This window comes from Streptococcus sp. 4155, from assembly GCF_013276695.1.
In the GTDB taxonomy this organism is placed as follows: Bacteria; Bacillota; Bacilli; order Lactobacillales; family Streptococcaceae; genus Streptococcus; species Streptococcus pseudopneumoniae.
Map to the genome: position 1 here is coordinate 1 of NZ_VMLM01000011.1, position 26345 is coordinate 26345.

Consider the following 26345-nt stretch of genomic DNA (forward strand, 5'->3'; position numbering starts at 1 on the left):
CCTACACACGTGATGCCTTCTATCAACTCTTGAAGCGCCATGGTTGGCGAAATATTAGGCCACGTCCAGAACATCCCAAGAAAGCAGACTCTCAAACAATTGTCGCGTCTAAAAATAAAATCTCAATTCAAGAAGCCAAGAAAGCGCTTTAAAACCAGTAGGCGTTTTCGTAAGGTTCGCTTGATGTACCAAGATGAGGCTGGTTTCGGTAGAATCAGTAAACTGGGATCTTGTTGGGCTCCAATGGGAGTAGGTCCACATGTCCATAGTCACTATATACGAGAATTTCGCTATTGTTATGGAGCTGTTGATGCCCATACAGGCGAATCATTTTTCTTAATCGCTGGTGGATGTCATACTGAGTGGATGAACGCCTTTTTAGAAGAGCTTTCACAAGCTTATCCAGATGATTATCTTTTACTCGTTATGGACAATGCCATATGGCATAATAAAAGTGCTGAGGCGGTCAATCAGGCTTTAAAACTCATCTTAAAACAAGACAAGATTCTGTCCATCACGGCAGATAATGGTACAGAATTTAACCGCTTGTCTGATGTATTTTCTGAGGAACATATCTATTATGCGCACCCCTATGCCTCTTGGGAAAGGGGAACTGATGAGAATCACAACAGGCTCATTCGGAGATGGTTACCTAAGGGAACTAAGAAAACGACTCCCAAAGAAGTCGCATTCATCGAAAATTGGATTAATAACTATCCTAAAAAATGCTTGAACTACAAATCACCCAGAGAAGACTTCTTGATGGCTAACTTGAACTTGAAATTTGGCTTTTTTGAAAAAATAGGTAAAAAGTTTAAAAACTCGAAGAAAACTCTTGACAAATCCTGCAAATATTTATATAATCTATGGTAGTAAGGTAGTCTTACGAAAAAATATTTTAAAGAAAAACAAAGGAGATAAAACGATGAAAAAAGTTTTATTGACAAGCGCAGTCGCTCTTGCAGCATTTGGTGCTGTACAAGCTGTTTCAGCTGATACAGCAACTTTTAGTGAGGCTAATGTTCAAACATTGCCAAATGCTAAACCTGCAGCTGATGAGAGAACAGAACCAAGTGCAGAAGTTTCTAAACTCTTTAAAGAAGCAGCAGAAGCAGCAGAAGCAGCAGCTAAACGTGGAGAAGAAGCAAGTGGTAAAGTTAATACTACTGAAAATGGTGATTTGACTATTGATGATATTAAGTCTCACCTTGCATCTCAACAATCTCAACAATCTAATAAACAAAGAGTTGTTACCGATAGATATGTTAAGGTTTATGATAAAGAAGGTAATGAACTGAAACTTGATGGTAAAGCAGTTGAGATTAAGTATGAAAAATCAGCTAATAGTACTGTTGAAGTTAAAACTAAACGTGGAACATATAAATTAACAGTTCGAGTACAAAATGGTAAAGCAACTCTTTTGAAAACTCCTCAATTAGTAGCTTCTGCTGAAACACCTGCTCAAAAAGCTGAATGGATTAAATCAGGTTCTCGCTGGTGGTACAAACACGCTGATGGTTCTTACACAACTAATGGTTGGGAAAAAATCAATGGAACTTGGTACTATTTTGACCAAGCTGGTTGGATGACAACTGGTTGGGTTAAAGACAATGGTACTTGGTACTACCTAAACGACAACGGTTCAATGGCAACTGGTTGGGTTAAAGATAACGGTACTTGGTACTACTTGAAATCATCAGGTGCAATGGCAACTGGTTGGTATCAAGTTGGTGGTAAATGGTACTACTCATACGCGTCAGGAGCTCTTGCAGTTAATACAACTGTAGATGGTTATAAAGTAAACCACAACGGTGAGTGGGTTAAATAATCCAAGATAATTTAAAACTAGGAGAGTTCTCTCCTAGTTTTTTTGCTCTTTGTTAGCTATAGGGGTAGAGTTTTTGGCATTTTCCTTGCAACTCCGTCTATTGGTTAGAAGAAAATAAAAAGTGAACAAGACGATATTTCAGTCGTAACCGCCTAATAACGAAGTATATTGAAAAATCTCCAGCCTAGAGAACTCACGGATAGTTCCTAATCTGGAGATTTCTTATTTGCACTTTTCTTGTACAACTTTAGTCCATGGTAAATCAGCCTCTAAAACCTCTTTGTTTACGAGAGTTTCCTCGTTCGGAAGACATTCTAGAAGATAGGATAGCTATTTCTCACTATTTAATTGATGACGTTTAGCTGTTTCCAACAAGCTCATAATAATAGCTCTTGCTTTAGCTCCTTCAAAATTTTGAGAAAACAACCACCCTCGCTTTTTAAAATTTAGCTTAGGCTAAAAGAGTCCANNCCCTTCCTAGTTTTGAACCTGCTAAAACTGACTGACATCGACACCAAGCAAAGAAATCTTCCATTAGGGGGTGGAGCTCTTCTTGACGTTTCTGTAGTCGTTCATCAGCTGGCAAAGCATGCAATCGCTTTTCACCTGCTTTTAAGGCCTAGTTTAAGACTAAGTTAGAACAAGGAAAACATTACAATGTAGCCATCATCCACCTTGCAAAAAAACTTATCCGAACCATGTTTTATCTCCTAAAAAAGAGCTACCATTTGACGAACAAAAAGTGATGTAATTTCTGAAATTAACACAAGATTACCTTTGAAAAAAATGGACTTTTTCAAGGGATTTTTGCCGTGCTCTAAAATCATCGCTAAATCATCAAATTGAAATAAGAAATATTTTAGATAAACTATTGACTTTTTTTATAGTTTGTCTTTCATTATAGCACATTTTTAAATCTAAGTTTACTAGTTTCAATGCTTCTATCTATTTATTCGGGAAAAAGTTTGAAAAATACTTGCTCTAGCTCTTCCCAATGGTATTTTTTGATTCTTTCCTTTATAATGGGTGTATGGATAAGAAAAAATTATTATTGATTGATGGGTCTTCTGTTGCTTTTCGGGCGTTTTTTGCACTCTATCAGCAGTTGGACCGTTTTAAGAATGCGGCTGGTTTGCATACCAATGCCATTTATGGTTTCCAGTTGATGTTGAGCCATTTGTTGGAGCGGGTGGAGCCTAGTCATATTTTGGTGGCTTTTGATGCGGGAAAGACGACCTTCCGGACAGAGATGTATGCGGACTATAAGGGTGGTCGGGCTAAGACTCCTGATGAGTTTCGTGAGCAATTTCCTTTCATTCGTGAGTTGCTGGATCATATGGGGATTCGTCACTATGAGCTGGCTCAGTATGAGGCGGATGACATCATTGGGACGCTGGATAAGCTAGCTGAGCAGGATGGTTTTGATATTACCATTGTCAGTGGGGACAAGGACTTGATTCAGCTGACGGATGAGCATACGGTGGTTGAGATTTCCAAGAAAGGTGTGGCTGAGTTTGAGGCCTTTACGCCAGATTACCTCATGGAAGAAATGGGCCTCACACCAGCTCAGTTTATCGATCTCAAGGCGCTCATGGGTGATAAGTCGGATAATATCCCTGGGGTGACCAAAGTCGGTGAAAAGACGGGTATTAAGCTCTTGCTGGAGCATGGTTCGCTTGAGGGGATTTATGAAAATATCGATGGGATGAAGGCTTCTAAGATGAAGGAAAATCTCATCAATGATAAGGAACAGGCCTTTTTGTCTAAAACACTAGCGACCATTGATACCAAGGCACCGATTGCGATTGGTTTAGAGGACTTGGTCTATAGTGGTCCAGATGTTGAAAATCTTGGGAAATTCTACGATGAGATGGGCTTCAAACAGCTAAAGCAGGCTTTAAATGTGTCGTCAGCTGATGTGTCTGAGAGTTTGGATTTTACTATTGTTGACCAAATCAGTCAAGATATGCTGAGTGAAGAGTCTATCTTCCACTTTGAGCTTTTTGGTGAGAATTACCATACGGATAATTTGGTTGGATTTGCCTGGTCTTGTGGGGATAAGCTCTATGCCACAGACAAGCTTGAGCTGTTGCAAGACCCGATTTTCAAGGATTTCTTAGAAAAAACATCTCTGAGAGTTTATGACTTTAAGAAGGTTAAAGTTCTTTTGCAACGTTTTGGTGTGGATTTGCAGGCGCCTGCTTTTGACATCCGTTTGGCTAAATACCTCCTTTCGACTGTGGAGGACAATGAAATTGCGACCATCGCTAGTCTTTATGGTCAGACTTACTTGGTTGATGATGAAACTTTCTACGGTAAGGGTGTTAAAAAGGCCATTCCTGAACGTGAGAAATTCTTGGAACACTTAGCTTGTAAACTTGCTGTTTTGGTAGAAACAGAGCCTATTTTACTTGAAAAACTCAGCGAAAATGGGCAATTAGAGCTTCTTTATGATATGGAGCAACCTCTGGCTTTTGTCCTTGCCAAGATGGAAATTGCTGGGATTACGGTCAAGAAAGAGACCTTGCTTGAGATGCAGGCTGAAAATGAGCTTGTCATTGAAAAACTGACTCAAGAGATTTACGAGTTGGCTGGTGAGGAGTTTAATATCAACTCGCCTAAGCAGTTGGGCGTGCTTCTCTTTGAAAAATTGGGACTTCCTTTAGAATACACTAAAAAAACCAAGACAGGTTATTCGACAGCGGTGGATGTCTTGGAACGCTTGGCTCCTATTGCTCCGATTGTTAAGAAAATCCTAGACTACCGTCAAATTGCTAAGATTCAATCGACTTATGTAATTGGCTTGCAGGACTGGATTTTGGATGATGGCAAGATTCATACTCGTTATGTGCAGGATTTGACCCAAACAGGTCGTCTGTCTAGTGTAGATCCAAACCTGCAAAACATTCCTGTGCGTTTGGAACAAGGGCGCTTGATTCGGAAGGCCTTTGTGCCAGAGTGGGAGGATAGTGTATTGCTCAGCTCGGACTATTCACAAATTGAATTGCGCGTTTTGGCGCATATTTCTAAGGATGAGCACTTGATTAAGGCCTTCCAAGAGGGGGCAGATATCCATACTTCGACAGCCATGCGGGTCTTTGGCATTGAGCGTCCTGAGGATGTGACTGCAAACGATCGTCGCAATGCCAAGGCGGTTAACTTTGGAGTGGTTTATGGTATTTCAGACTTTGGTTTGTCTAATAATTTAGGCATTAGCCGTAAGGAAGCCAAAGCCTATATTGATACCTACTTTGAACGCTTCCCAGGTATTAAAAATTACATGGATGAAGTGGTGCGTGAGGCGCGTGATAAGGGCTATGTGGAGACCCTTTTCAAGCGTCGTCGTGAGTTGCCAGATATCAATTCGCGTAACTTCAACATTCGTGGTTTTGCGGAGCGGACAGCTATCAACTCACCTATCCAGGGTTCAGCAGCAGATATTCTCAAGATTGCCATGATTCAGCTAGACAAGGCTCTAGTTGAGGGTGGTTATCAGACTAAGATGCTTCTGCAAGTGCACGATGAAATCGTCCTTGAAGTTCCTAAATCTGAATTGGTAGAGATGAAAAAATTGGTCAAACAAACCATGGAAGAAGCCATTCAACTCAGTGTTCCCCTCATCGTAGATGAAAATGAAGGGGCAACCTGGTACGAGGCTAAATAAAAAGGGGGCTAGTCCTCCTTTTTGTAGTAGAATTCTGCAAGCCTTTTCAAATTGTGCTATACTGATGAAAGAGGAGGATTTTTATGAGTCAAGAATTTATCAATCCAAGTGATGGCGTGATTCGTCAGTATCTCGCAACGAGTAAAACCCTTGCTGTTGTGGGTTTGTCAGACCGTGAGGAAACAACCAGCAATCGAGTGACCAAGGAAATGCAGGCTCGGGGTTATAAAATTATCCCAGTCAATCCCAAGGCGGCAGGTGGCGAAATATTGGGTGAAAAGGCTTATGCTAGCCTTGCTGAGATTCCTTTTCCTGTAGATATTGTCAATGTTTACCGTCGCAGTGAGTTTTTGCCTGATGTGGCGCGTGATTTTCTCAAAGCTGATGCCAAGATTTTTTGGGCACAGCTAGGACTTGAAAATCTAGAAGCGGAAGAGATCTTGCGTGCTGGTGGATGCGATGACATCGTGATGAATCGCTGCATCAAGAGAGAACATACTCGCTTGATTAAGGAAGCATAAGAAAAAGGTAGCTGATGGGCTACCTTTTGTGTTATACTCAATGAAAATCAAAGAGGAAACTAGGAAACTAGCCGCAGACTGCTCAAAACACCGTTTTGAGGTTGCAGATAGAACTGACGAAGTCAGTAACATATATACAGCAAGGCGACGTTGACGTGGTTTGAAGAGATTTTCGAAGAGTATTAGAAAATGCCGATAAGGGTCTGCATACCAAGAGTGGTGAGGATGATGGCAATCCAGCAGATGGCTCCGAGAACAATGGATTTTCCACTGGATTTGACCATAGCGACCAGATTGGTTTTGAGACCGATAGCACTCATGGCCATGACAATAAGGAATTTAGAGAGTTCTTTGAGAGGGGTAAAGAAACTACTGGATACACCTAGAGAGGTGAGTAGTGTAGTGAGGAGAGAGGCAAGGATAAAGTAAAGGATAAAAAGTGGGAAGACTTTTTTCAGTTGTAGGCTTTGCTTGTTTTCTTGTTGGCGACTTTGCCAGTAGGATAGAAAGAGCGTGATAGGGATAATGGCCAAAGTACGTGTGAGTTTAACAATGGTTGCAGACTCGAGGGTATTGCTTTGGTAAAGACTGTCCCAAGCGCTGGCGGCAGCCGTTACAGAGGAAGTGTCGTTGACCGCAGTCCCTGCAAAGAGGGCGAAGCCTTCATTGGATAGATGAAGCCAGGTGCCGAGGGTTGGAAAGATGAGCGCAGCCAAGACATTGAAGAAAAAGATAACGGAAATGGATTGGGCTACTTCCTTTTCCTTAGCATCAATAACGGGCGCTGTCGCAGCAATGGCAGAACCACCACAGATAGAAGAACCTACTCCAACCAAGGTAGCCAGTTTTGTATCCAGGGCAAAGAAGCGCTGGAAGAAGTAGGCAATAATCAGAGCTATTGAAATGGTGGATAGGATGACAGGGAGCGAAGATTGCCCAACTGCGAAGACTTGCGAGATATTGAGACCAAAACCAAGCAAGACAACGGCATACTGGAGCAATTTTTTAGAACTAAAGGTCAATCCCGCATCCAGTTGTTTATAAGACGAGAGAAAGGGATGTAGGAGCATTCCCATGAAAATGGCAAAAACGGGCGCGCCAATGACAGGGAAGAATCCTCCTAAGTACCAAGATACGATAGAAATGAGAAGGCAGGCCAAGATACCTGCTCCATTTTTTGATAGAAATGACATAAAAACCTCCAAATAAAATCTTTTACCATTATAGACATAAAAACAGGAAAAGTAAAGTAGAAAGTGGAAAGTTATTCTATTATGTATTTTTGCGGTCGGGGGGCTTTTGTAGTATAATAGAGATACGTTTTTACAGTAGGAGGTATCTATGGACTTAACTAAGCGCTTTAATAAACAGTTAGATAAGATTCAAGTTTCGTTGATTCGTCAGTTTGACCAGGCTATTTCGGAGATTCCTGGGGTCTTGCGTTTGACCTTGGGGGAACCTGATTTTACAACGCCAGATCATGTCAAGGAGGCGGCCAAGCGAGCGATTGACCAGAACCAATCCTACTATACAGGGATGAGTGGTCTGCTGACTCTACGTCAGGCAGCCAGTGACTTTGTTAAGGAAAAGTACCAACTGGACTATGCTCCTGAAAATGAAATCCTGGTTACAATTGGGGCGACAGAGGCTTTATCTGCGACTTTGACAGCTATTTTGGAAGAGGGAGACAAGGTGCTCTTGCCAGCTCCTGCCTATCCAGGTTATGAACCGATTGTCAATCTAGTTGGGGCAGAGATTGTCGAGATTGACACAACTGAAAATGGTTTTGTCTTGACTCCTGAGATGTTGGAAAAGGCCATTTTGGAGCAGGGAGACAAGCTCAAGGCGGTTATTCTCAACTATCCAGCTAATCCGACAGGAATTACCTATAGTCGGGAGCAGTTGGAGGCCTTGGCAGACGTTTTACGCAAGTACGAAATTTTCGTTGTCTGTGATGAGGTTTACTCAGAATTGACCTATACAGGCGAAGCCCATGTATCTCTAGGAACGATGTTGAGAGACCAGGCTATCATTATCAATGGTCTATCTAAATCGCATGCTATGACCGGTTGGCGTTTGGGACTAATTTTCGCTCCTGCGGCCTTCACAGCTCAGTTAATCAAGAGTCACCAGTACTTGGTGACTGCCGCAAATACCATGGCGCAACACGCTGCGGTGGAGGCCTTGACGGCTGGTAAAAACGATGCGGAGCCTATGAAGAAGGAATATATCCAGCGTCGTGATTATATTATCGAGAAAATGACTGCTCTTGGTTTTGAGATTATCAAACCAGACGGTGCCTTCTATATCTTTGCTAAGATTCCAGCTGGTTACAACCAAGACTCCTTTGCCTTTCTAAAGGATTTTGCTCAGAAGAAGGCTGTTGCCTTTATCCCTGGTGCTGCCTTTGGGTGTTATGGAGAAGGTTATGTTCGCCTGTCTTATGCAGCCAGCATGGAGACTATCAAAGAAGCCATGAAACGACTTGAGGAGTATATGAGAGAAGCATGATTCAGTCTATCACGAGTCAAGGCTTGGTGCTCTATAATCGCAATTTTCGTGAGGATGACAAGCTCGTCAAGATTTTTACAGAGCAGGTTGGCAAACGCATGTTTTTTGTCAAACACGCTGGTCAGTCTAAGCTGGCGCCTGTTATTCAGCCCTTGGTGCTGGCACGATTTCTCTTGCGAATCAATGATGACGGACTCAGTTACATCGAAGACTATCATGAGGTCATGACTTTTCCCAAGATTAATAGTGACCTCTTTGTCATGGCCTATGCGACCTATGTGGCAGCTCTTGCAGATGCTAGTTTGCAGGACAATCAGCAGGATGCTCCCTTGTTTGCTTTTTTGCAAAAGACTTTGGAGTTGATGGAAGCAGGCTTGGATTATCAGGTTTTGACCAATATTTTTGAAATTCAAATTTTGACTCGATTTGGGATCAGCCTTAATTTTAATGAGTGTGTCTTTTGCCATCGGGTCGGTCAGGCTTTTGACTTTTCTTTCAAATATGGAGCCTGCCTCTGTTCAGAGCATTATCATGAGGATGAGAGACGTTGCCATCTCAATCCCAATATCCCTTATCTGCTCAATCAATTTCAAGCCATTGATTTTGAGACCTTGGAGACCATTTCGCTCAAGCCCGATATCAAGCAAGACTTACGCCAGTTTATGGATCAGCTCTACGAAGAGTACGTTGGGATTCACCTAAAATCAAAGAAATTTATTGATTCCCTAGCAGACTGGGGACAATTACTAAAAGAGGAAAAGAAATGAAAAAAATCGCAGTAGATGCCATGGGGGGCGATTACGCACCTCAAGCCATCGTTGAGGGTGTCAATCAAGCCCTAGCTGACTTTTCAGATATTGAGGTTCAACTCTACGGAGATGAAGCTAAAATCAAGCAATATCTGACAGCGACAGAGCGCGTCAGCATTATCCATACGGATGAAAAGATTGATTCAGACGATGAACCTACGAGAGCTATTCGGAAGAAGAAAAATGCCAGTATGGTATTGGCGGCCAAGGCTGTCAAAGAAGGAGAAGCAGACGCTGTTCTCTCGGCTGGGAATACAGGTGCCTTGTTGGCGGCAGGATTCTTCATCGTGGGTCGTATCAAGAACATCGATCGTCCTGGACTTATGTCGACTTTGCCGACTGTAGATGGGAAGGGGTTTGACATGCTGGACCTCGGTGCCAATGCAGAAAATACAGCCCAGCACCTCCATCAATATGCGGTTCTAGGTTCTTTCTATGCTAAAAATGTCCGTGGCATTGCGCAACCACGTGTTGGCTTACTTAACAATGGAACAGAGAGTAGCAAGGGTGACCCGCTTCGTAAGGAAACTTACGAATTACTAGCAGCTGATGAAAGTTTGAACTTTATCGGAAACGTGGAAGCACGTGATTTGATGAATGGCGTTGCGGATGTTGTCGTGGCAGATGGTTTCACGGGAAACGCTGTGCTCAAATCCATCGAAGGGACAGCCATGGGAATCATGGGATTGCTCAAGACAGCTATTACAGGTGGTGGTCTTCGAGCGAAACTAGGCGCACTCCTTCTCAAGGATAGCCTCAGAGGTTTGAAAAAACAGCTCAACTACTCAGATGTTGGTGGAGCGGTCTTGTTTGGTGTCAAGGCACCTGTTGTCAAGACTCATGGCTCAAGCGATGCCAAGGCTGTTTATAGTACGATTCGCCAGATTCGTACCATGCTAGAAACAGACGTAGTTGCCCAGACTGCGCGTGAATTTTCAGGAGAATAAAAGAGATGACAGAAAAAGAAATTTTTGACCGTATTGTAACCATTATCCAAGAGCGACAGGGAGAGGACTTTGTCGTGACAGAATCCTTGAGTCTGAAAGACGATTTGGATGCTGACTCAGTTGACTTGATGGAGTTTATCTTGACACTGGAAGATGAATTTAATATCGAAATCAGCGACGAAGAAATTGACCAACTCCAAAGTGTAGGAGATGTTGTTAAAATCATTCAAGCAAAATAGAAATCGGAGTTCCAAGGCATTTGCTTTGGAATTTTTTATTTGGCTTAATACTCTTCGAAAATCTCTTCAAACCATGTCAGCTCTATCTGCCACCTCAAAACAGTGTTTTGAGCAACCTGCGGCTAGCTTCCTAGTTTGCTCTTTGATTTTCATTGAGTATAAGTGACCGTTTAGGAACAGATTTAGTCTTTCTAGGGACAGTAGAAATCTGAGGACAAATAAGGGATATAATGGAGTCAGAAAAAATCAATCTCCAAAAAGGAGAAAAGAAAGGATTTTTATGATGAAAAAATATCTTTATTCTAGTTTGTTAGTTCTTGCAGGAGGCGTTCTCCTAGCAAATACTACGGTAGCCTATGCTGATTCCCCATCAGCAAGTGAGAAAGAAGCGATTGCTCAATTAGTTAATCAAGGCAAGATAAAAGCTGAAGAAGCTGATCAAGTAAAATTGATTGGTTTTGAAGATAAAGAAACCCAAGCAGAGGGAAATCAAGAGAAGAAAGCTTTCAATCAATATCGTGATCCGAAAGGAACATGGATGCAAACCAATGGTAAATGGTGGTTTAAATACGGTTCAGGTGGGTATGCTAAAAATTGGGAACAATTAGATGGCAAGTGGTACTATTTTGATGACCAAGGATGGATGAAAGAAAATACTTGGATTCAACCTGATGGTAATTATTACTACTTATCTGCTAGTGGTGCTATGGTCACTGGTTATCAACGTGTGAATGGTACACCATACTTCTTTAGAGCCAGTGGTGTATGGGTAGAAAATCGTGGACAGGCACTTGGTGAATACGCAGAGACATTTGTAGGAAAAATCCCATATGTTTGGGGTGGGGCAGATTTGAATAGTGGCGTAGATTGCTCAGGATTTACGATGGCTATTCATGCTAAGTTTGATATTAGTATTCCTAGAGTAACCTATGGTCAAGCAACAGGAGGAAGCTATATAAGTAATGGTTCTCAACAAGCTGGAGATTTGATTTTGTATAATAGTGAAGAGACAAATGACCATGTAGGTATTTATGTTGGTGGTGGAAAGGTAGTTCATGCTCCATATCCAGGTCAATATGTTTCTTATATGAATCAATACGGTATTACTCAAAATACAATTCGTAGATATTGGTAATATTGTCTAATTTTTCACAATATTATTGACTTTGACAATGAAAAGTATTAGAATATAGCTAAATAAAGAGGGGAAGCCCTCTTATAGCTATTCAATAAAGGAGGAAATGGTTATGAAAAAATCTAAACTACTTACACTTGGTTTGCTTGCAGGTGCTGGTCTACTTTTGTCTATCAACCAAGCACAGGCTGCAGATACTTGGGTTAAAAATGGTGCTGACTGGAATCTTTCACAAGATGGCAGTCTAGCTAAGGATAAATGGGTACAAAATGCTGGGTCATGGTATCACTTCGACATCACTGGTAAAATGCAGACAGGTTGGCTCAAAGACGGTAACACTTGGTATTCGCTCGCAGATAGTGGCGCTATGCGTACTGGCTGGTACAAGGAAGGTAGCACATGGTACTCACTAGCAGATAGTGGCGCCATGCGTACTGGCTGGTACAAGGAAGGTAGCACATGGTACTCACTAGCAGATAGTGGCGCCATGCGTACAGGTTGGTACAAAGAAGGGTCTACATGGTACTATCTTCATTTTAGTGGTTCTATGATGACAGGTTGGGAGTTCATAGATGGTAAATGGTCTTACTTTGAAAAATCAGGTGCTATGGTTGCAGATAGAGCTGTTCTAGCCAGTGATGGGGAAAGTTATGTCATTGGTAAGGATGGCTATCTAGCAAATAGAAAAGATGCTGGATACAGTATTCATGATATTGTCAAACTTGGAGATGGGCAAGAATATTTGCTAAATGCTAAAGGTGACGATGTTATTATTGAAAAAAATGCTTGGTATATCAGACCAGAGTTCAAGAAGTTTTCTAATAAATATGGAGATGAGGTTGCAAATACTACCTTAGCTTTAGTGGATAATAAAGAAGAAGGACAAGAAATTGATCCTAAGGCAGTTTTACAGAACTTCCAAAACTTACCAAATCGCTACTACTTTGATGAAAATGGACATCGTGTGATTAATATCCCAGCAATGACAACCTATTCAGAGATTAAAAAAGTTGGCAATGATGTCTATTTAGAAAATCCAGGTGCACGACTTCGTCTTGGAGCTACCCACTTTACAATCAATAACAATAAACTATACTATTTAGAAAATGAGCAAGGTAAGCTCAAAACAGGTTACTTTGTATTGATTGATGATGGTATGGCTACAACCCACTATCACATCCTAGCCTATGCGGATCAATCTGGTGAAATTCTTAAGATGAAACGCTTGCCATCAGGAGTTTCAGATTATCTGGATAAAGAAATCGATGGTTTATATGGTGAAAAAATTAAAATTGAATCTCCACACTCAAACGAATATTATAAAGTGGTTGTGGTTAAATAAAAATAACATCTTCACAACTAATCGTTAACGCTCTAACCAATATACCATTTTCAGGAGGCTTTAGATTTCTTGTATTTTAAAAGGAAACTAAAGCCTTTTGTAGATGGAGCAGGGGATAGAGTTATCTATAAAATAATGAAAAGGAGTCTGTCATGGAAATGAAAAATACATTTGTAGAATTGGAACAATTTGAAGAGTTAACTCCAGAGGTTTTGGAAGAAGTGAATGGTGGAGGGATTTTTGAAGATACCGTAAAATGGTGCGATAAATTATTTAGTACGGGTAGACACTTTGCTTAAATTCACAGTATTCGTTAGAGATTAGATTTATTTATGATTATTTTAGAATTCTTAGTTTCTGTGCTATATATACTGTTGGTAGTCGTTTCAACCATGGTTCCTACTATTTATTTGGGTGCTCAAATTTCCCCAGAATTTTATAAAAAACGTTATTGGGTCCTTGTATTTTTAATTAGTTTATCTGCTCGCCAAACATTTGGAGAATTATTTCATATAGGAATCATTCTCTTCTTTTACTGTATTTTTTTACTAGTATTGCACAAGGGAAAAGGGGAAGCTTTTTTTCTTTCTCTGTATCTTTTTCTCTTCTTTCAAAGTATTCGTTATTTATTTTTGACAATTTGGATTCGTGTATTATCTGGTGAGCCTTGTTGTTTTGTAGATTCGTTTTCCACTTTATATAGATCTGTATTTGATTTATTATCAATATTTCTATGTTCTACAATTATGAAACGTTGTTCTTTGGATTTGGATTTATTCTTTTCAGATGCTTTCAAAACCCACTATTATAAGAGTTTTTTCATTATCCTACCTCTGACTGGATTTAGGATATTCTCTTCGTTTATGACCAATAGAAATAGTTCGTTCTACGTTCGTTTTGATACGACCATTTCTCTCCTGATTTTCATTCTCTTTTTCTCTTGGCTCTTTTACATCAAGCATTTGGAGCAGGTTTATCGTGATGAGCAGACCATTCAGAGACAGGAAGATGAAAATCGTTCCTTGCAAGGAATGGTGGATAAGTTGGGACATCTCTATGATGAGGTTCGAGGTTTCCGTCATGATTTTGCGGGAATTGTCGCCAGCATGGAGCCTGCCATAGCAAATCAAGACATGGCTGAGGTATCTACCATTTATCAAGATGTCTTTCTAAAGACTAATGAAAAGCTGAGGAAGGCGGATTACACGGCCTTTAATCTTCACAATATCCATGATATAGCTATTCGCAATACCTTGGCAAAAGCCATGATTGTGGCAGATAAGCAGGGAATTCATTTTAGTTTGGAGACGGTGGGGGTTGTCGAAGAGCTGGCATTGCCTATGTTGGAGGCTATCCGTATCCTCTCTATCCTCACGACAAATGCTTTAGAAGCAGCCAGTGAGGCTGAAAATCCGCAGATTCGGGTTGCTTTATTGGCAGGTGATAGGAGTGTCCGTTTTATCATTGAAAACACTCGTAAGAAAGAAGAACTGAATCCCAGTATTCTCAGTCAAAAGGGTTACTCTACCAAGGATAACCACAGTGGACTGGGCTTGGCAACCTTGGAGGACATGGTTTTTCATTATGATTTAAACTTAGATACCCAGCTAGGAGAGACGACTTTTAGACAAGATTTAGAATTGCCATTTAAGGATGAGAAACGAGGGGGAGAGGAATGAGAATTTTAGTTTTGGAAGACGATAGAGTCCAGCAAGGACGGATAGAGCAGACTTTACTAGATATCGGTCGCTCTCGCAATTTAAGATTGGAAATTGATATTGCCAAAAACTATGGGGATGTTGAAAAGTATTCTCAGTATTTTGACCATTACCAGCTCTATTTATTAGATTTAGAGATTGATGGAGAGCGTGAACGGGGCTTTCAGGTTGCTCAACAGGTTCGGGAGCGGGATCCTTTTACAAGCATTGTCTTTGTGTCCACGCACTCGGAGGCCTTACCTCTAGCTTTTCGCTACCACTTGTCTGCCTTGGATTTTATTTCCAAGGATCAGCCAGAGGCGGACTACTGTCATCAGCTGGAGCGCTGTCTGGACTATGTACTGGCAGTAGATAAGAGGGAAAATATGCGTCTCTTTACCTATAGTTTTGAGGGAAGACGGGGCTTCACTCTGCCCTACCATGAAATTTTAGCCTTTGAAACTTCAGTGGAATCCCATCGTATCAAGGTCTATTATGCCAATCATTCTATCAAGACCATTTATGGCAGTCTCAAGGATATCGCTGCCAAGGCTGAAAAAGATTACTTTGTCTATGCCAATCGCAATACGTTAGTCAGTTTACAGGCTATTGAAGAGATGACTGCCACAGAAGTGACCTTGTTAGAAGGCTTGCATTTCCCCGTATCACGAACAGCCAGAAGAACCCTTAAAAAATATCTTAATGTCTAATATCTGTTAGATTTGAATGAGTTTATCAATAAGAATATCGGAAAATTTTCTGATATTCTTATTTTTTGACTTCTTTTTCGAATAGATAAGTAAGAGGAAAAGAAAAGGAGTTTGCTTCATGTATCTACCGATTTTCTATTCATGGTATATTAAATTATTTTTCAAATAAAATTTAATTTAGTTGTTTATTTTTGAATTGTTTTTCGAATAGATAAGTAAGAGGAAAAGGAGAGGAGCCTAGTTCATGTATCTACCAATTTTTTATCCGTGGTTTACTAAATTATTTTTCAAATAAATTTAATTTCGTTGTACACTTTCGACTTCTTTTTCGAATAGATAAATAAGAGGAAAAAGAAAGGAGCCTGGTTTATGTATCTACCGATTTTCTATTCATGGTACATTAAATTATTTTTTAAATAAAATTTAATTTAGTTGTACATTTTCGAATTATTTTTCGAATAAATAAGTAAGAGGAAAACGAAAGGAATAAAATAATGAAAGAACATTATTACGGATTTGTTGAGCTAACTTCGGAAGAATTGACCGATATTCAAGGTGGAGAAAATTGGACGAAGACCCTTGTAGATTGGTACATTGGATTTCGTAGAGGTTTTGGTTTTTAGGAGGATAAGAGATGAATGAAATGAATGATAAGTATACTATTGAAGTATTAAAGGAAAGCGACTTAGCCTTGCTGGTGGGTGGTAGTGAGGCAAGTTACCAACATGGTTTAATGGTGGGGTTCATTTTACGTCGTGCGTTATTTGGATTCTAAGATAATATTTAGAGAGTGAAGCTTACCTACAACAATGAACAGAATATATGAAAAAGGAAATACAAATAACTACCTTTTTCAATTGTTAAGAATCAAAAAAGGAGAATAAGATGGAACAAATTAAAAATATGGAAAATAATTTTCATGTAATGAGTCATGAGGAATTGGCCGATGTAGAAGGAGGCTTGCTATTTGGTCTGGTAGTAGTTGGAGGAGTCGCAATTGCAGGAACATTTTTATTGGGTGCGGTAGATGGTGCTTCAGGAGCACATGCTAAGCGTCGTGGACGTTAACAGGGAAGGAAGAGCGCTGATGGAACGCATAATAGAAAGTTGGATTACTAGGGTAGAGAATTTTTACAGTTTGCAGTCAATTCCTGTGAAAGTATTCATTTTCATAGTTGGAGTAGTTGGGATTTATGCTTTAGGGACATTACTTTTAGGACCGGTTTATTGGGCGGGGCAGAAGTTTGGCGAAACAATTTACAATTATTTGTTTCAATAAAAAATTATAGATAAAGAGGAACAGACATAATGAATATGATAAAAATTGAAGAAAAATTTACAAGTCTTACAGAAAAAGATTTGGCAACAGTAGAGGGTGGTCGAGTGTCATGGAGAGGTAATATTAACATCGATGTCCACAAAGTGATTGATAGTACGGGAAGATTTTTCGGTGGTATCTATAATGCTGGTAGATCATTTGGGCGAAATGTTTACAATGCATTTTATTAATATAGTTTATTAAAATGAATATCATATATTATATTTTTGAATTCGTTTTCGAATAGATAAATAAGAGGAATACAGGGAATGATTATTTCAGTAATTCAAGATTTGGATGAAACAATTTAATAAACACTGCTATACCAAACTTGTCAAGTTTGCAACAAGACAAGCATTAAAATAAAAAAGGAGGCATTCGTTATGAATACAAAAACGATGTCACAATTTGAAATTATGGATACTGAGATACTTGCTTGCCTTGAAGGTGGCGGATGCAATTGGGGAGATTTTGCCAAAGCAGGTGTTGGAGGAGGAGCAGCACGAGGTCTTCAGCTAGGAATTAAAACAGGAACATGGCAAGGTGCAGCAACTGGTGCTGCGGGAGGAGCTATATTTGGAGGTGTGGCCTATGCAGCGACATGTTGGTGGTAATTATGGATTTTAAAAGTTTTATTATTGGTTTAGTAGTTGGTATATTTGGTCCCTATATGGATGATCTAATTAGAAAAAAATTTTTAAAGTCTTCGGAGAAGAAAACAGAAAAATTTGTCAAAAAATAATCAAAACGATAAATGATGAATCTGATTCAAAATTATCTTGCACATGTAAAGAGGACCATCTCTCCTCTTATCAGGTAAATAGGAATCTTGCAGTAGCGAATCAAAAAAGGAGTAACTATGAATCGTAATTTAGAACGGTGTTATCTATTCTGACTATGAATAGATCATACCAGAGGTGGCTTATAAATAGCGGGGACATTAGAAATTGAAGTAACTTTAAATAGGATGTCGTAAATGTTGCTATCAATGATTTATTTGTCCCAAGCTTGCCTAGGGTGTCAGTAAAAAATCAATTTCCTTTCAAAATAGCATATTTTTAGTAGGTAGGACGTTTGTTCTGCCTATTTTTTGCTAAAAAGTGCAGTTGAAGTGTCTATTTGCATCATTTGGAGTTTTACATGTATTTTTGATAAAAAATAGGTATAGAAATTAGGAAAGTTGAAGAAAAGGAATGAAGGAGGTCTTAGTTTGTGATTTTTTACATACTTTTAAGGCTTGATGAACCAGTTTGAACTAATATATAATTGCTAGAAATTGAATACACTACTCCTTGAGGGCATTTTGCCCTCTTTTATATTTTACAATAAGTGTAAAAAGGAGAGTTTTTATGCGTTACGGTTATGTTCGAGTATCTACAAAAGAACAAAATATTGATAGGCAATTTTCAGCATTGGTAGAAAACAAATTATCAAAAGAGAATATTTTTATTGATTACGTTTCAGGAAAAGATTTTGACAGAATGGAATATCAAAAATTATTAACTACCTTGAAAGAAAATGATGAATTGGTTATTAAATCAATTGATAGGTTGGGAAGAAACTATGATGAAATTTTAGAACAATGGCAAGCAATTACTAAGAAAAAGAAAGTAAATATAACTGTTTTAGATTTCCCCTTATTAAATACAAAGAATAGCAATGATAATATCACAGGAAAACTAATCTCCGATATCGTTTTACAAGTCCTATCTTATGTGGCACAGTTTGAAAGAGAACAAATCAAACAAAGACAAATGGAAGGAATACGGGAAGCACAGAAAAAAGGGAAGAAATTCGGCAGACCAAAATTGGTTGTTCCGAATAATCTCCCTGATGTGATAGCTCAATATAAGAAAAAAGAAATAACCTTACGAGAAGGTGCAGACATCTTAGGAGTATCAAAAAGCACCTTTCACAATTGGATAAAAAATTCATAGTTCTTGTCAAAAAACCTAGGATTTTTTGGACAGAAAATACAGTCTATTTTAGAAGCGTTTTCGTTAGAAAAAAGGTTCTAAAATCCAGCATTTTGACCAATTATTATTACACTTCCATTTTATCAAGTTTGTCCAAAAAAGTCTAGATTTTAGGACAAACTGATTATTTTACAATAAATAAAAATAGGGGGACACGAAATGGACACCAAAGCTAAAAAGTTCACACTTGCAACGATTTCAGCTCTATCACTTCTTGGGGTAGGAATTGTTACATCACAATCAGTAGTTGCTAATGATAGGCTGGTTTCCACTCAAGCAATCAAAGGTCAATCCTACAATATCTTAAACTCTGAGGTCACTAGTACTTCTTCTGGTACTACTCTAGTTGGGATTGAAGGGACTTTCTTAACGCCAGATAAACAGGCTATCTTAGATCGTATCAATGCTATTCGAAAAGAGGCAGCAGATGAAGGTCTAGTTACTAGCTATGTTCCGATCAAATGGTCAACTGAACTAGAAAAAACAGCCTTCGTTCGGGCAGCAGAAGCTTCTGTAACTAGGCATCATAAACGTTTATCTAATAAAGATATTTGGAGTGCCTGGCCTTCAGGGAATTTTTCACTAGCCGAAAACTTAGCTTGGAACTATGATGGATTTATGACAGCTATTAATCAATGGTATGACGAAAAAGCAGATTACGTCAAATCTCGTAGTGGGGCAAGTGTATCTGGTCAAACTGGACACTACGAATCCTTAATCAATTCAGAATTGACCTATATGGGTTTGGCAGCCTTTGAAAACCCTGTCACTCAAAATGGATGGATTACCGTTGCACAAAGTTTCGGAACATCATCTGGTGGCTCTGAAGAATTAGCTGGTGGTTATGGAAAGGCCATTCAATATACAGAAGCAAATTCTTCTCAGATTCAAACATTTGCGACTAAGGCGAATCTTTTTGACAAAGACTTGAAGGCAATCGGAACTCATACCAGTAAGAAAACAAAACAAGGTAAGTCTAACGGGACTAATAAACCAGGTTTCTTTTTTCAAATGCAAGATATTGGTAGGGGTATGGGTTTTTGGCGACAATCTGGTTCTCGTTGGTGGTTTATGCAACTTGATGGGTCTTACCCTTACAATCAGTGGGCAAAATTAGATAATATCTGGTATCACTTCGATAGTTCAGGTTGGATGCAAACTGGCTGGATAAAAGACAACGGCACGTGGTACTATCTCGACGGTTCAGGTGCTATGAAGACTGGTTGGTTCAAGGATAACGGTAGTTGGTATTATCTTGATAGCTCAGGTGCTATGAAAACAGGCTGGATGAAGGTATCTGGGAAATGGTACTATGCCTATAGCTCTGGTGCCCTAGCAATCAATACGACTACACCAGACGGCTATCGCGTCAATTACAATGGAGAATGGGTATAGGATAAGATTATAAAAAATAGATAAAAAGAAAAGGAATACAAAAATTATGAAAAAAATCGTTTTAACGACTACAGCAGTTTTATCACTCCTAGCAACAGGAGCTACAATTTCAAGTGTCAATGCAGCAAGTGGCGTCCCGATGGTCAAGTTCTGGTCTCCTGCAGCTAATGCTTATGTTGAAGAACCTGCTCTTGGGTATCGTGATACAGATTTAGTCGCAACAGATGTGACGCTTGTAGAAAAAAGAAAAGCACAACTTGGAGCATTTTCTGATGGTGAATTTACAACGGTTGATTGGGTAGATAATGCTTATAGACAAGAATTCTCTAAGCAATTTGCAAGTTTTGAATCCAACGGCATTGCTACATTCAACGGTAAAACAATTGTCTTTAAAGCAACAGACTATGGTATCTATACCATGAAGTTTGAATTAAATGGTACTCTCTATAAGTTAACTGCTGATGTCAGAGAAAATCTAGGAAAAGGAGGTCCTTTTTACACTTATGTAACCAAACTAGAAGTCTTATCAAATAATCAAGCAAATACTATCTCGAATACGAGTACTGAAAAACAAATAGAAGCAACAATTACAAAGGTTGAAATTCATCATTTTGGATTTAATTTTGAAGGTGTACTCTCAGAGCCACTACAACACGGAGGAGATAATGCAGCTAGAGGAAATGTTACTCTAATTGATAAGGCTACCGGAAAGATTGTGTACCAACATAATAATGATGTCATCTTTAGTGGTCTAACTAATGACGTCAACGACCAATTTCTTTTGCCTTTAATTTATAGTAATAAATTTAAAGGGGATGTTTTCGATATCAGACAGTTTCCTGCCGGAACATACATCTTGGAGATGTCTGGAGAAGCTGGCTCTCCGCACGATCACTCAGTTGATAATAGAAAACGTGTCTTTAAAGTTAGAAAAGAGGTGACTATCGGAAATCCTTCAACAAATTCAAATACTAACACCACAACTCAATCAGGTTCGAATTCATCTAGCTCGTCAACTTCTACAAGTTCGTCATCTGGAAACTATTCTAACACGGATACAACCATGACGACCCATCAGTCTAAATCTACTTGGATGTATTCGAATGGTCGCTGGTGGTATAAACACGAAGATGGCACTTATACAACTAATGACTGGGAAAAAATCAATGGTGTTTGGTATCGTTTTGATAACTCTGGTTGGATGCAAACTGGCTGGGTAAAAGACAACGGCACGTGGTACTATCTCGACGGCTCAGGTGCGATGAAGACAGGTTGGGTCAAAGATAACGGTAGCTGGTACTACCTTCAAGATTCAGGAGCTATGAAAACAGGCTGGATGAAAGTATCTGGCAAATGGTACTATGCCTATAGCTCTGGTGCACTCGCAATCAATACAACTACACCTGACGGTTATCGTGTCAGTTACAACGGTGAGTGGGTATAAAAACAATTTCAAATTGTAAGATTAAACATATGAAAAAATTATTTCTATTCAGTATTAGTATATTAGCTATCTCTATTTTAACGGCTTGCCAACATCAGAGTGAAAACACTTCTGCAACAAGTTCTGAAGCAATTGCTTCAAGTACTAGTTCAACTTTTTCTACATCGGAAGAGAAGAAACCTGATTACACCCTATATAATCCTGTTCTTAAAGAATATGCCAAAGTATTAGATGGTTCGTCAACTTCACATACAGAGATCAATTCAAAAGCAAACTTAAAAAACACTTATCCTAAAGAATATTCTGGATTACAGTATAGCTTGTATGATTTAGACCAAGACGGTACGGACGAACTTTTGATTGCCCTAAAAATGGATTCTAACTATTACGATTTATTAGATATTCGAACTCTTAAAAATGGTGAAGTTATTCGACTGACCAATGCAGAAAACAATCTGGACTTTATTGGAGAGCGAGTACATTTTAATCCTTTAGAAAATGGTTATTTTCAATTATCTACCCGAGTATCTACTAATCAAATCCAACTTAAACTATACAAGTTGAATCAGGATGGAACACTGTTAGAACTAGTCATTGAATCAGATACAGAAGAGGGACTGGGGACAAAACCACCTTCCCTTGACATAAGATCTTTCTTTTGGAAATCTGTCACAAGTCTCATAAATGGAGAAACAAGCCTTCCGTCAGAAAGTAAAGGGATGGATATTACTGCAATTCAAAATGGAGATTTTTCTAGTGTCGCAGGCACTTGGAGGAATCGTACAGGTATTGAATTCACCTTTGACAAAAATGGTTTAGTAAGTGATCATTCCAAGATTTCAATTGAACATGCTAAGGAAATTGACCACTATCTCAAGGCAAGTTCTGTTTCTAAAGATGGAGGTGCTGGTGCAGCTATTGCCTTTTTACCAGCAGGAATCCCTATAACCATGTCTGTCACCTCTTCTTCAGATAATGGCTATACTGACTCGTCTGATATTACACAAGACCGCTTATGGTTTGGACACCAACTTATCAATGGTAGTACCGAGGGATTTTTTTACAAGGTAGAATAGTTTTAATAGACTTACAAATTTATCAATAAGAATGTCGGAAAATTTTCTGATATTCTTATTTTTTTGACTTCCTTTTCGAATAGATAAGTAAGAGGAAAAAGAAAGGAGTTTGCTTTATGTATCTGCCAATTTTCTATTCATGGTTCATTAAATTATTTTTTAAATAAAATTTAATTTAGTTGTACATTTTTGAAATTTTTTTCGAATAGATAAGTGAGAAGAAAAAGAAAGGAATAAAATAATGAAAGAACATTATTACGGATTTGTTGAGCTAACTTCGGAAGAATTGACCGATATTCAAGGTGGAGAAAGTTGGGTGAAGACCCTTGCAGATTGGTACATTGGATTTCGTAGAGGTTTTGGTTTTTAGGAGGATAAGAGATGAATGAAATGAATGATAAGTATACTATTGAAGTATTAAAGGAGAGCGACTTAGCTTTGCTGGTGGGTGGTAGCAAGGAAAGTTATCAACGGGGTCTAATTACAGGTCTATTGTTACGCGGTATATTTATTGGAACCCCATTTTTTAGAAGATAAGATTTAGAAAAAATAGAACAAGAGGAGAAAAAAGATGACAAATTTTGACAAAATGGAACAGAACTTTGTAGCTCTTACAGAAGAAGAGTTGATGGATGTGGATGGGGGAGCATTGCCTCTTGTAATCGCCGGAGTGTCTATCTGGAAGATAGGTGCAGCAGTAGCAGGTGGAGCAGCAGCGCTTTTTGCTGGAGGAGCAGCTTTGGGGTATTATGCGAATAGACCATAATCTGATTGTAGTCAGAGAGGCATTTCTATGTTTTTAAAAAAAGAAGTGATATTATTAGGGGTATTGTTATCGCTACGTATTATTTTTACTATCGTTCAAATTTTAATTGATTATAAAATATTATCTGGACAGTATAGTATAAATTTTATGGATATTTCAGAAGTATTTACTTATCCAATACTCATTTTAATCATTTACATAGCAATAAAATATAATACAAAGGAGTAATGACGAATATGAACTTAGAACAATTTTATCAATTATCTGACGATGAATTAGTGGGAACAAAAGGTGGTTTTGGTCTTGCGGAAGCAGTTGGGATTGCAGGAGTACTGAATGCTGCTGTACAAATTTTTAATGCTGGTTACAAATTTGGTTCAGATTTTGCTCAGATTTTGCTCGTCGTGGGCGTTAGATAATGAACAGTCGCAACCTTAATCTCAATACATTGTTACCTAAACTAGCCACGATATGTCCTTTGTTGGGAATAACTCTTAATGTCGCGCTTCATGTGATTCGTACAGGTTCGTTAGTATCCTTTAATTGGCAATGGACTTTGGTTGGTTTGCTTTTCGCAGCATATTTTGGTATTTTTCGCAAAGATTTGTCAAAAAATAATCAAAACTATAAATGAAGAACATGAATCAAAAGGATTTTATGTATATGAATGGTAGCGTTTTTCCGCCATTCTTGTCAGGCAAATAGGAGTTTCTTATGAAAACATTTTTATTAGGATTCGCTGAGGGATATTTTACCGTATCGCTCATAATCTACATCGCAACGTATTTGATGTTAAAAAATCCGATCAATACCTTATTTTATCCAGAAATTTACCCCGTTTTATTTGGGCTCTTTTATCTAGGATATAAGGTCAATAAAAAGCGAGTAGAGTAAACAGTTAAGAATGACATGTTAGTCTGCGCTGAAAATAGCTAGGCTAGGATCTAAGGATGCATCACATTGGAGTTTAATATGAAATTTGTTAAATCAATACTGAAAGTTTGGCCTGAAATCATGGTATTACTTAGTTCGATGTCCTATATAATCATTAGATTAGTAGCTGACATAAATAAAGTATCTTTACCTACTTGGTTTGATAGTTTCAATATACCAACGATTGCATTATTTATGATGGTCTTCATTCTTTTATACAGAAGTAAAGAAAAAAAGAATGGATAAATTTGAGGTAGTAGACGTTCTATAGGGAATAGGTGTCTTATAGTAACGAATCAAAAAAAGGAGTAACTATGAATCGTAATTTAGAACTGTGTTATCTATTCTGACTATGAATAGATCATACCAGAGGTGGCTTAGAAATAGCAGAGACATTAAAAATTGAAGTAACTTTAAATAGGATGTCGTAAAGGTTACTATCAATGATTTATTTGTCCCAAGCTTGCCTAGGGTATCAGAAAAAAATCATTTTCCTTTCAATAGCATATTTTTAGTAGGTAGGACGTTTGTTCTGCCTATTTTTTGCCAAAAAAGTGTATTTGAGCTGTTTATTTGGAGTTTTACATGTATTTTTTGATAAAATTTGATAAAATAGGTATAGAAATTAGGAGAGTTGAAGAAAAGAAATGAAGAAGGTTTTAAGATATTTTTTAGTATTTGTTTTTCTATTTTTGATGAATATTTTCATCTTTAAGATACTAGCAACTCTGGGATTTCAGCTGAGAATGAGTGAAAAGAGTTATATTGTACCACCGCTGTTTTTGATTATCGTTTTGTACATGATTGACAAAAGAATTAGGAAGAAAAAGAAATCTTTGTAATCAACTTAAGGAGTATTACTATGGATGAGTTGAAACGTGAAATTGGTTATAAAATCAAAACTATTAGGCGATCTTGTGGAAAAACTCAGATAGATATTTGTGGTGATGAATCAGAGTTGACGATTCGTCAGCTAGCACGTATTGAAAATGGGCAAGCTTTAGCAACACTTCCTAAATTATTATTGATTGCGGATAAACTTGGAGTATCATTACAGAATATTGTGGATGTTAAGGTTATAGAGATTCCAAAAGGATTCCTAAAACTCAAAGATGAGCTGATTCATTCTCAAACCTATGCTGATAAGGGAAGAATCGAACGAAAAGAAGCTATACTTGAGGAAATATATGAAAACTATTATGAGAATTTGCCTGAGGAAGAGCAGTTAATTGTGGATGTGACACAAGCTCGTTTTGATATTTATGGTAGTTCAGATGTGACCTACGGTTTAGGGTTAGTGGAAGAATATTTCCAGCAGTTATTAAAAAAGAAATATTTTTCTGTAAATGATTTGTTGATTATTGAATTGTATTTCTTTTGTTGTGCTATGGGATTAGAAGATAAAGAACATTTTGAGGAGTTAGCTCAAAAAGTATTGCTATGTTCAGAATATGAAGATAAGGCTAGCCTAGCTCAGATGGAAAAAGTTCTTCTGAGCCTATTTATCCAAATTCAGACAGAAGATAGTCTGATATATATTCAAACATTTGAGAAAATTATTGCTAAAACAAGACATGTTTTTTACCGACCTCATCTATTTTTGCTAAAGGCAAAATATGCTTTATTTGTAGACAAGAATATTTTAGAGGCAGAAAGTTTCTATGAAAAGGCAATTTCTCTAGCAGAATTGCTAGATGATCAGATATTAGTTCAGAGAATCTTAGAAGAAAAACAAATAGATTTCCCAACAACCTGACTTCTAAGTCATGTTGTTTTTTTCATGTTTTTGTTATACTAAGCCTATAAAGAAAACGCTCTCAAAAAGAAAGGAGGTTTATTATGGTTGGAACGTTATTTGTCCCTTTAAGTATAAGAGTTTGGTTCTATCTATAATATCAGGTAGAGATTAATGGAATAAAGTATTCTTATATTGGATTAAAGGAATGTTTTATACTGGACTAAAATCAAAAAACATCTTATAATAGTAGTTATGAAACTTACAAACGAAGAAACACAAAAATTGAACAACTCCTA

33 protein-coding genes and 4 pseudogenes are annotated in these 26345 nt (G+C 38.2%); 35 read left to right on the forward strand and 2 right to left on the reverse strand.

The genetic code is table 11. From position 1 onward, the window contains the following. The 3 pseudogenes from HT715_RS01555 to HT715_RS11755 form a co-directional block, all read left to right on the forward strand. Nucleotides 1–447 (forward strand): annotated as a pseudogene (locus HT715_RS01555) (IS630 family transposase); the annotation flags it as partial. After that, nucleotides 448–873: pseudogene (locus HT715_RS01560) on the forward strand (IS30 family transposase); the annotation flags it as partial. Between the two features lie 622 nt (nt 874–1495). After that, a pseudogene (locus HT715_RS11755) lies at nt 1496–1828 on the forward strand (N-acetylmuramoyl-L-alanine amidase family protein); the annotation flags it as partial. A gap of 222 nt (nt 1829–2050) precedes the next feature. Here HT715_RS11755 and HT715_RS12355 read toward each other — a convergent pair. After that, nucleotides 2051–2414 (reverse strand): annotated as a pseudogene (locus HT715_RS12355) (IS66 family transposase); the annotation flags it as partial. A gap of 444 nt (nt 2415–2858) precedes the next feature. Between HT715_RS12355 and polA the strand changes: the two are divergent. Further along, complete coding sequence (gene polA / locus HT715_RS01575) at nt 2859–5492, forward strand: DNA polymerase I (RefSeq protein ID WP_138706611.1); 2634 nt, start codon at nt 2859–2861, stop codon at nt 5490–5492. An 83-nt stretch (nt 5493–5575) separates the two neighbouring features. Beyond that, nucleotides 5576–6013, forward strand: coding sequence for a CoA-binding protein (locus HT715_RS01580; protein ID WP_050971606.1), 438 nt, complete (start codon nt 5576–5578; stop codon nt 6011–6013). Between the two features lie 182 nt (nt 6014–6195). Here the strand turns inward: HT715_RS01580 and HT715_RS01585 are convergent, their stop codons facing one another. Continuing rightward, nucleotides 6196–7206, reverse strand: coding sequence for a YeiH family protein (locus HT715_RS01585; RefSeq protein ID WP_054392675.1), 1011 nt, complete (start codon nt 7204–7206; stop codon nt 6196–6198). 148 nt (nt 7207–7354) lie between these two features. Between HT715_RS01585 and HT715_RS01590 the strand changes: the two genes are divergently transcribed. The 30 genes from HT715_RS01590 (at nt 7355) to HT715_RS01710 (ending at nt 26067) form a co-directional block, all read left to right on the forward strand. Continuing rightward, the gene (locus HT715_RS01590; protein ID WP_000366350.1) at nt 7355–8524 is read left to right on the forward strand and encodes a pyridoxal phosphate-dependent aminotransferase; all 1170 of its coding nucleotides are present in this window, start codon (nt 7355–7357) and stop codon (nt 8522–8524) included. After that, nucleotides 8521–9291, forward strand: a complete 771-nt coding sequence (gene recO, locus HT715_RS01595) for a DNA repair protein RecO (protein WP_023932887.1) — start codon at nt 8521–8523, stop codon at nt 9289–9291. The genes HT715_RS01590 and recO overlap by 4 nt, the downstream gene beginning before the upstream one ends. Then, complete coding sequence (gene plsX, locus HT715_RS01600) at nt 9288–10280, forward strand: phosphate acyltransferase PlsX (protein ID WP_023932889.1); 993 nt, start codon at nt 9288–9290, stop codon at nt 10278–10280. Before recO ends, plsX begins: the two co-directional genes overlap by 4 nt. Nucleotides 10281–10285: 5 nt before the next feature. After that, a complete protein-coding gene (locus tag HT715_RS01605; RefSeq protein ID WP_000136445.1) occupies nt 10286–10519 on the forward strand; it encodes an acyl carrier protein in 234 nt (77 codons plus the stop codon). A 280-nt stretch (nt 10520–10799) separates the two neighbouring features. Then, entirely contained in the window at nt 10800–11654 is an 855-nt protein-coding gene (locus HT715_RS01610) for a C40 family peptidase (protein WP_023935480.1), read from the forward strand. 112 nt (nt 11655–11766) lie between these two features. Continuing rightward, entirely contained in the window at nt 11767–12996 is a 1230-nt protein-coding gene (locus HT715_RS01615; protein WP_031243362.1) for an N-acetylmuramoyl-L-alanine amidase family protein, read from the forward strand. 152 nt (nt 12997–13148) lie between these two features. After that, nucleotides 13149–13295 (forward strand): smi_0057.1 family bacteriocin-like peptide, encoded by a 147-nt coding sequence (locus HT715_RS01620; RefSeq protein WP_000425303.1) that lies wholly within the window; start codon nt 13149–13151, stop codon nt 13293–13295. Nucleotides 13296–13859: 564 nt separating this feature from the next. Next, the gene (locus HT715_RS11765) at nt 13860–14675 is read left to right on the forward strand and encodes a GHKL domain-containing protein (RefSeq protein ID WP_007285090.1); all 816 of its coding nucleotides are present in this window, start codon (nt 13860–13862) and stop codon (nt 14673–14675) included. Continuing rightward, complete coding sequence (locus HT715_RS01630; RefSeq protein WP_001221866.1) at nt 14672–15403, forward strand: response regulator transcription factor; 732 nt, start codon at nt 14672–14674, stop codon at nt 15401–15403. Before HT715_RS11765 ends, HT715_RS01630 begins: the two co-directional genes overlap by 4 nt. 494 nt (nt 15404–15897) lie before the next feature. Next, nucleotides 15898–16026 (forward strand): smi_0059.1 family bacteriocin-like peptide, encoded by a 129-nt coding sequence (locus tag HT715_RS01635; RefSeq protein ID WP_000658221.1) that lies wholly within the window; start codon nt 15898–15900, stop codon nt 16024–16026. A gap of 11 nt (nt 16027–16037) precedes the next feature. After that, on the forward strand, nt 16038–16178 hold the full coding sequence (locus HT715_RS01640; protein ID WP_001004581.1) for a hypothetical protein: 141 nt from the start codon (nt 16038–16040) through the stop codon (nt 16176–16178). A 110-nt stretch (nt 16179–16288) separates the two neighbouring features. Continuing rightward, nucleotides 16289–16471, forward strand: coding sequence for a class IIb bacteriocin, lactobin A/cerein 7B family (locus tag HT715_RS01645; protein WP_000435077.1), 183 nt, complete (start codon nt 16289–16291; stop codon nt 16469–16471). A gap of 19 nt (nt 16472–16490) precedes the next feature. Continuing rightward, nucleotides 16491–16682 (forward strand): hypothetical protein, encoded by a 192-nt coding sequence (locus HT715_RS01650; RefSeq protein WP_000439598.1) that lies wholly within the window; start codon nt 16491–16493, stop codon nt 16680–16682. A 29-nt stretch (nt 16683–16711) separates the two neighbouring features. Beyond that, nucleotides 16712–16912: an SPPN_00645 family bacteriocin-like peptide gene (locus HT715_RS01655; RefSeq protein ID WP_001055966.1), complete on the forward strand. Its 201-nt coding sequence runs from the start codon at nt 16712–16714 to the stop codon at nt 16910–16912. A 192-nt stretch (nt 16913–17104) separates the two neighbouring features. Next, a complete protein-coding gene (gene blpU / locus HT715_RS01660; protein ID WP_001093485.1) occupies nt 17105–17335 on the forward strand; it encodes a bacteriocin-like peptide BlpU in 231 nt (76 codons plus the stop codon). Nucleotides 17336–17337: 2 nt separating this feature from the next. Then, nucleotides 17338–17463 (forward strand): PncF family bacteriocin immunity protein, encoded by a 126-nt coding sequence (locus HT715_RS12360; protein WP_007284823.1) that lies wholly within the window; start codon nt 17338–17340, stop codon nt 17461–17463. A gap of 607 nt (nt 17464–18070) precedes the next feature. Beyond that, on the forward strand, nt 18071–18658 hold the full coding sequence (locus tag HT715_RS01665) for a recombinase family protein (RefSeq protein WP_023935475.1): 588 nt from the start codon (nt 18071–18073) through the stop codon (nt 18656–18658). A gap of 198 nt (nt 18659–18856) precedes the next feature. After that, entirely contained in the window at nt 18857–20092 is a 1236-nt protein-coding gene (locus tag HT715_RS12210) for a CAP domain-containing protein (RefSeq protein ID WP_023935473.1), read from the forward strand. A gap of 46 nt (nt 20093–20138) precedes the next feature. After that, nucleotides 20139–21536, forward strand: a complete 1398-nt coding sequence (locus tag HT715_RS01675) for an N-acetylmuramoyl-L-alanine amidase family protein (RefSeq protein WP_054392670.1) — start codon at nt 20139–20141, stop codon at nt 21534–21536. A gap of 29 nt (nt 21537–21565) precedes the next feature. Continuing rightward, the gene (locus tag HT715_RS01680) at nt 21566–22612 is read left to right on the forward strand and encodes a DUF6287 domain-containing protein (protein ID WP_000732623.1); all 1047 of its coding nucleotides are present in this window, start codon (nt 21566–21568) and stop codon (nt 22610–22612) included. A 241-nt stretch (nt 22613–22853) separates the two neighbouring features. Beyond that, nucleotides 22854–22982, forward strand: coding sequence for a smi_0059.1 family bacteriocin-like peptide (locus tag HT715_RS01685; RefSeq protein WP_000658224.1), 129 nt, complete (start codon nt 22854–22856; stop codon nt 22980–22982). An 11-nt stretch (nt 22983–22993) separates the two neighbouring features. After that, nucleotides 22994–23149 carry a hypothetical protein gene (locus HT715_RS01690; RefSeq protein ID WP_001004584.1) on the forward strand — a complete coding sequence of 52 codons (156 nt, stop codon included), beginning with the start codon at nt 22994–22996 and terminating at the stop codon, nt 23147–23149. A gap of 34 nt (nt 23150–23183) precedes the next feature. Beyond that, nucleotides 23184–23378: a class IIb bacteriocin, lactobin A/cerein 7B family gene (locus tag HT715_RS01695; protein WP_000180815.1), complete on the forward strand. Its 195-nt coding sequence runs from the start codon at nt 23184–23186 to the stop codon at nt 23376–23378. Between the two features lie 27 nt (nt 23379–23405). Next, nucleotides 23406–23606 carry a hypothetical protein gene (locus HT715_RS01700; protein ID WP_000478865.1) on the forward strand — a complete coding sequence of 67 codons (201 nt, stop codon included), beginning with the start codon at nt 23406–23408 and terminating at the stop codon, nt 23604–23606. A gap of 8 nt (nt 23607–23614) precedes the next feature. Beyond that, complete coding sequence (locus HT715_RS01705) at nt 23615–23797, forward strand: class IIb bacteriocin, lactobin A/cerein 7B family (RefSeq protein ID WP_172922800.1); 183 nt, start codon at nt 23615–23617, stop codon at nt 23795–23797. After that, on the forward strand, nt 23797–24012 hold the full coding sequence (locus HT715_RS11780; protein ID WP_078374288.1) for a bacteriocin immunity protein: 216 nt from the start codon (nt 23797–23799) through the stop codon (nt 24010–24012). The genes HT715_RS01705 and HT715_RS11780 overlap by 1 nt, the downstream gene beginning before the upstream one ends. Before the next feature lie 80 nt (nt 24013–24092). Continuing rightward, nucleotides 24093–24272: a hypothetical protein gene (locus tag HT715_RS11785; protein WP_050219186.1), complete on the forward strand. Its 180-nt coding sequence runs from the start codon at nt 24093–24095 to the stop codon at nt 24270–24272. A 78-nt stretch (nt 24273–24350) separates the two neighbouring features. Continuing rightward, the gene (locus HT715_RS11790) at nt 24351–24557 is read left to right on the forward strand and encodes a bacteriocin immunity protein (RefSeq protein WP_119919613.1); all 207 of its coding nucleotides are present in this window, start codon (nt 24351–24353) and stop codon (nt 24555–24557) included. A gap of 401 nt (nt 24558–24958) precedes the next feature. Then, on the forward strand, nt 24959–25153 hold the full coding sequence (locus HT715_RS11795) for a hypothetical protein (protein ID WP_000757183.1): 195 nt from the start codon (nt 24959–24961) through the stop codon (nt 25151–25153). Nucleotides 25154–25173: 20 nt separating this feature from the next. After that, nucleotides 25174–26067, forward strand: a complete 894-nt coding sequence (locus HT715_RS01710) for an XRE family transcriptional regulator (RefSeq protein WP_000343887.1) — start codon at nt 25174–25176, stop codon at nt 26065–26067. Nucleotides 26068–26345 lie beyond the last annotated feature (278 nt).

What these genes read in the sequence shown, in the direction of transcription:
- HT715_RS01635 (WP_000658221.1), top strand. Translation starts at nt 15,898, where the DNA reads ATGAAAGAACATTATTACGGATTTGTTGAGCTAACTTCGGAAGAATTG.
- HT715_RS01610 (WP_023935480.1), top strand. Translation starts at nt 10,800, where the DNA reads ATGATGAAAAAATATCTTTATTCTAGTTTGTTAGTTCTTGCAGGAGGC.
- recO (WP_023932887.1), top strand. Translation starts at nt 8,521, where the DNA reads ATGATTCAGTCTATCACGAGTCAAGGCTTGGTGCTCTATAATCGCAAT.
- HT715_RS11785 (WP_050219186.1), top strand. Translation starts at nt 24,093, where the DNA reads ATGAAAACATTTTTATTAGGATTCGCTGAGGGATATTTTACCGTATCG.
- HT715_RS01630 (WP_001221866.1), top strand. Translation starts at nt 14,672, where the DNA reads ATGAGAATTTTAGTTTTGGAAGACGATAGAGTCCAGCAAGGACGGATA.
- HT715_RS01580 (WP_050971606.1), top strand. Translation starts at nt 5,576, where the DNA reads ATGAGTCAAGAATTTATCAATCCAAGTGATGGCGTGATTCGTCAGTAT.
- HT715_RS01585 (WP_054392675.1), bottom strand. Translation starts at nt 7,206, where the DNA reads ATGTCATTTCTATCAAAAAATGGAGCAGGTATCTTGGCCTGCCTTCTC.
- HT715_RS11795 (WP_000757183.1), top strand. Translation starts at nt 24,959, where the DNA reads ATGAAGAAGGTTTTAAGATATTTTTTAGTATTTGTTTTTCTATTTTTG.
- HT715_RS01695 (WP_000180815.1), top strand. Translation starts at nt 23,184, where the DNA reads ATGACAAATTTTGACAAAATGGAACAGAACTTTGTAGCTCTTACAGAA.
- HT715_RS01710 (WP_000343887.1), top strand. Translation starts at nt 25,174, where the DNA reads ATGGATGAGTTGAAACGTGAAATTGGTTATAAAATCAAAACTATTAGG.
- HT715_RS01645 (WP_000435077.1), top strand. Translation starts at nt 16,289, where the DNA reads ATGGAACAAATTAAAAATATGGAAAATAATTTTCATGTAATGAGTCAT.
- HT715_RS12360 (WP_007284823.1), top strand. Translation starts at nt 17,338, where the DNA reads ATGGATTTTAAAAGTTTTATTATTGGTTTAGTAGTTGGTATATTTGGT.
- polA (WP_138706611.1), top strand. Translation starts at nt 2,859, where the DNA reads ATGGATAAGAAAAAATTATTATTGATTGATGGGTCTTCTGTTGCTTTT.
- HT715_RS01690 (WP_001004584.1), top strand. Translation starts at nt 22,994, where the DNA reads ATGAATGAAATGAATGATAAGTATACTATTGAAGTATTAAAGGAGAGC.
- plsX (WP_023932889.1), top strand. Translation starts at nt 9,288, where the DNA reads ATGAAAAAAATCGCAGTAGATGCCATGGGGGGCGATTACGCACCTCAA.
- HT715_RS01680 (WP_000732623.1), top strand. Translation starts at nt 21,566, where the DNA reads ATGAAAAAATTATTTCTATTCAGTATTAGTATATTAGCTATCTCTATT.
- HT715_RS01650 (WP_000439598.1), top strand. Translation starts at nt 16,491, where the DNA reads ATGGAACGCATAATAGAAAGTTGGATTACTAGGGTAGAGAATTTTTAC.
- HT715_RS01685 (WP_000658224.1), top strand. Translation starts at nt 22,854, where the DNA reads ATGAAAGAACATTATTACGGATTTGTTGAGCTAACTTCGGAAGAATTG.
- HT715_RS11765 (WP_007285090.1), top strand. Translation starts at nt 13,860, where the DNA reads ATGACCAATAGAAATAGTTCGTTCTACGTTCGTTTTGATACGACCATT.
- HT715_RS11790 (WP_119919613.1), top strand. Translation starts at nt 24,351, where the DNA reads ATGAAATTTGTTAAATCAATACTGAAAGTTTGGCCTGAAATCATGGTA.
- HT715_RS01665 (WP_023935475.1), top strand. Translation starts at nt 18,071, where the DNA reads ATGCGTTACGGTTATGTTCGAGTATCTACAAAAGAACAAAATATTGAT.
- HT715_RS01620 (WP_000425303.1), top strand. Translation starts at nt 13,149, where the DNA reads ATGGAAATGAAAAATACATTTGTAGAATTGGAACAATTTGAAGAGTTA.
- HT715_RS01655 (WP_001055966.1), top strand. Translation starts at nt 16,712, where the DNA reads ATGAATATGATAAAAATTGAAGAAAAATTTACAAGTCTTACAGAAAAA.
- blpU (WP_001093485.1), top strand. Translation starts at nt 17,105, where the DNA reads ATGAATACAAAAACGATGTCACAATTTGAAATTATGGATACTGAGATA.
- HT715_RS01700 (WP_000478865.1), top strand. Translation starts at nt 23,406, where the DNA reads ATGTTTTTAAAAAAAGAAGTGATATTATTAGGGGTATTGTTATCGCTA.
- HT715_RS01590 (WP_000366350.1), top strand. Translation starts at nt 7,355, where the DNA reads ATGGACTTAACTAAGCGCTTTAATAAACAGTTAGATAAGATTCAAGTT.
- HT715_RS01640 (WP_001004581.1), top strand. Translation starts at nt 16,038, where the DNA reads ATGAATGAAATGAATGATAAGTATACTATTGAAGTATTAAAGGAAAGC.
- HT715_RS11780 (WP_078374288.1), top strand. Translation starts at nt 23,797, where the DNA reads ATGAACAGTCGCAACCTTAATCTCAATACATTGTTACCTAAACTAGCC.
- HT715_RS01615 (WP_031243362.1), top strand. Translation starts at nt 11,767, where the DNA reads ATGAAAAAATCTAAACTACTTACACTTGGTTTGCTTGCAGGTGCTGGT.
- HT715_RS01675 (WP_054392670.1), top strand. Translation starts at nt 20,139, where the DNA reads ATGAAAAAAATCGTTTTAACGACTACAGCAGTTTTATCACTCCTAGCA.
- HT715_RS01605 (WP_000136445.1), top strand. Translation starts at nt 10,286, where the DNA reads ATGACAGAAAAAGAAATTTTTGACCGTATTGTAACCATTATCCAAGAG.
- HT715_RS12210 (WP_023935473.1), top strand. Translation starts at nt 18,857, where the DNA reads ATGGACACCAAAGCTAAAAAGTTCACACTTGCAACGATTTCAGCTCTA.
- HT715_RS01705 (WP_172922800.1), top strand. Translation starts at nt 23,615, where the DNA reads ATGAACTTAGAACAATTTTATCAATTATCTGACGATGAATTAGTGGGA.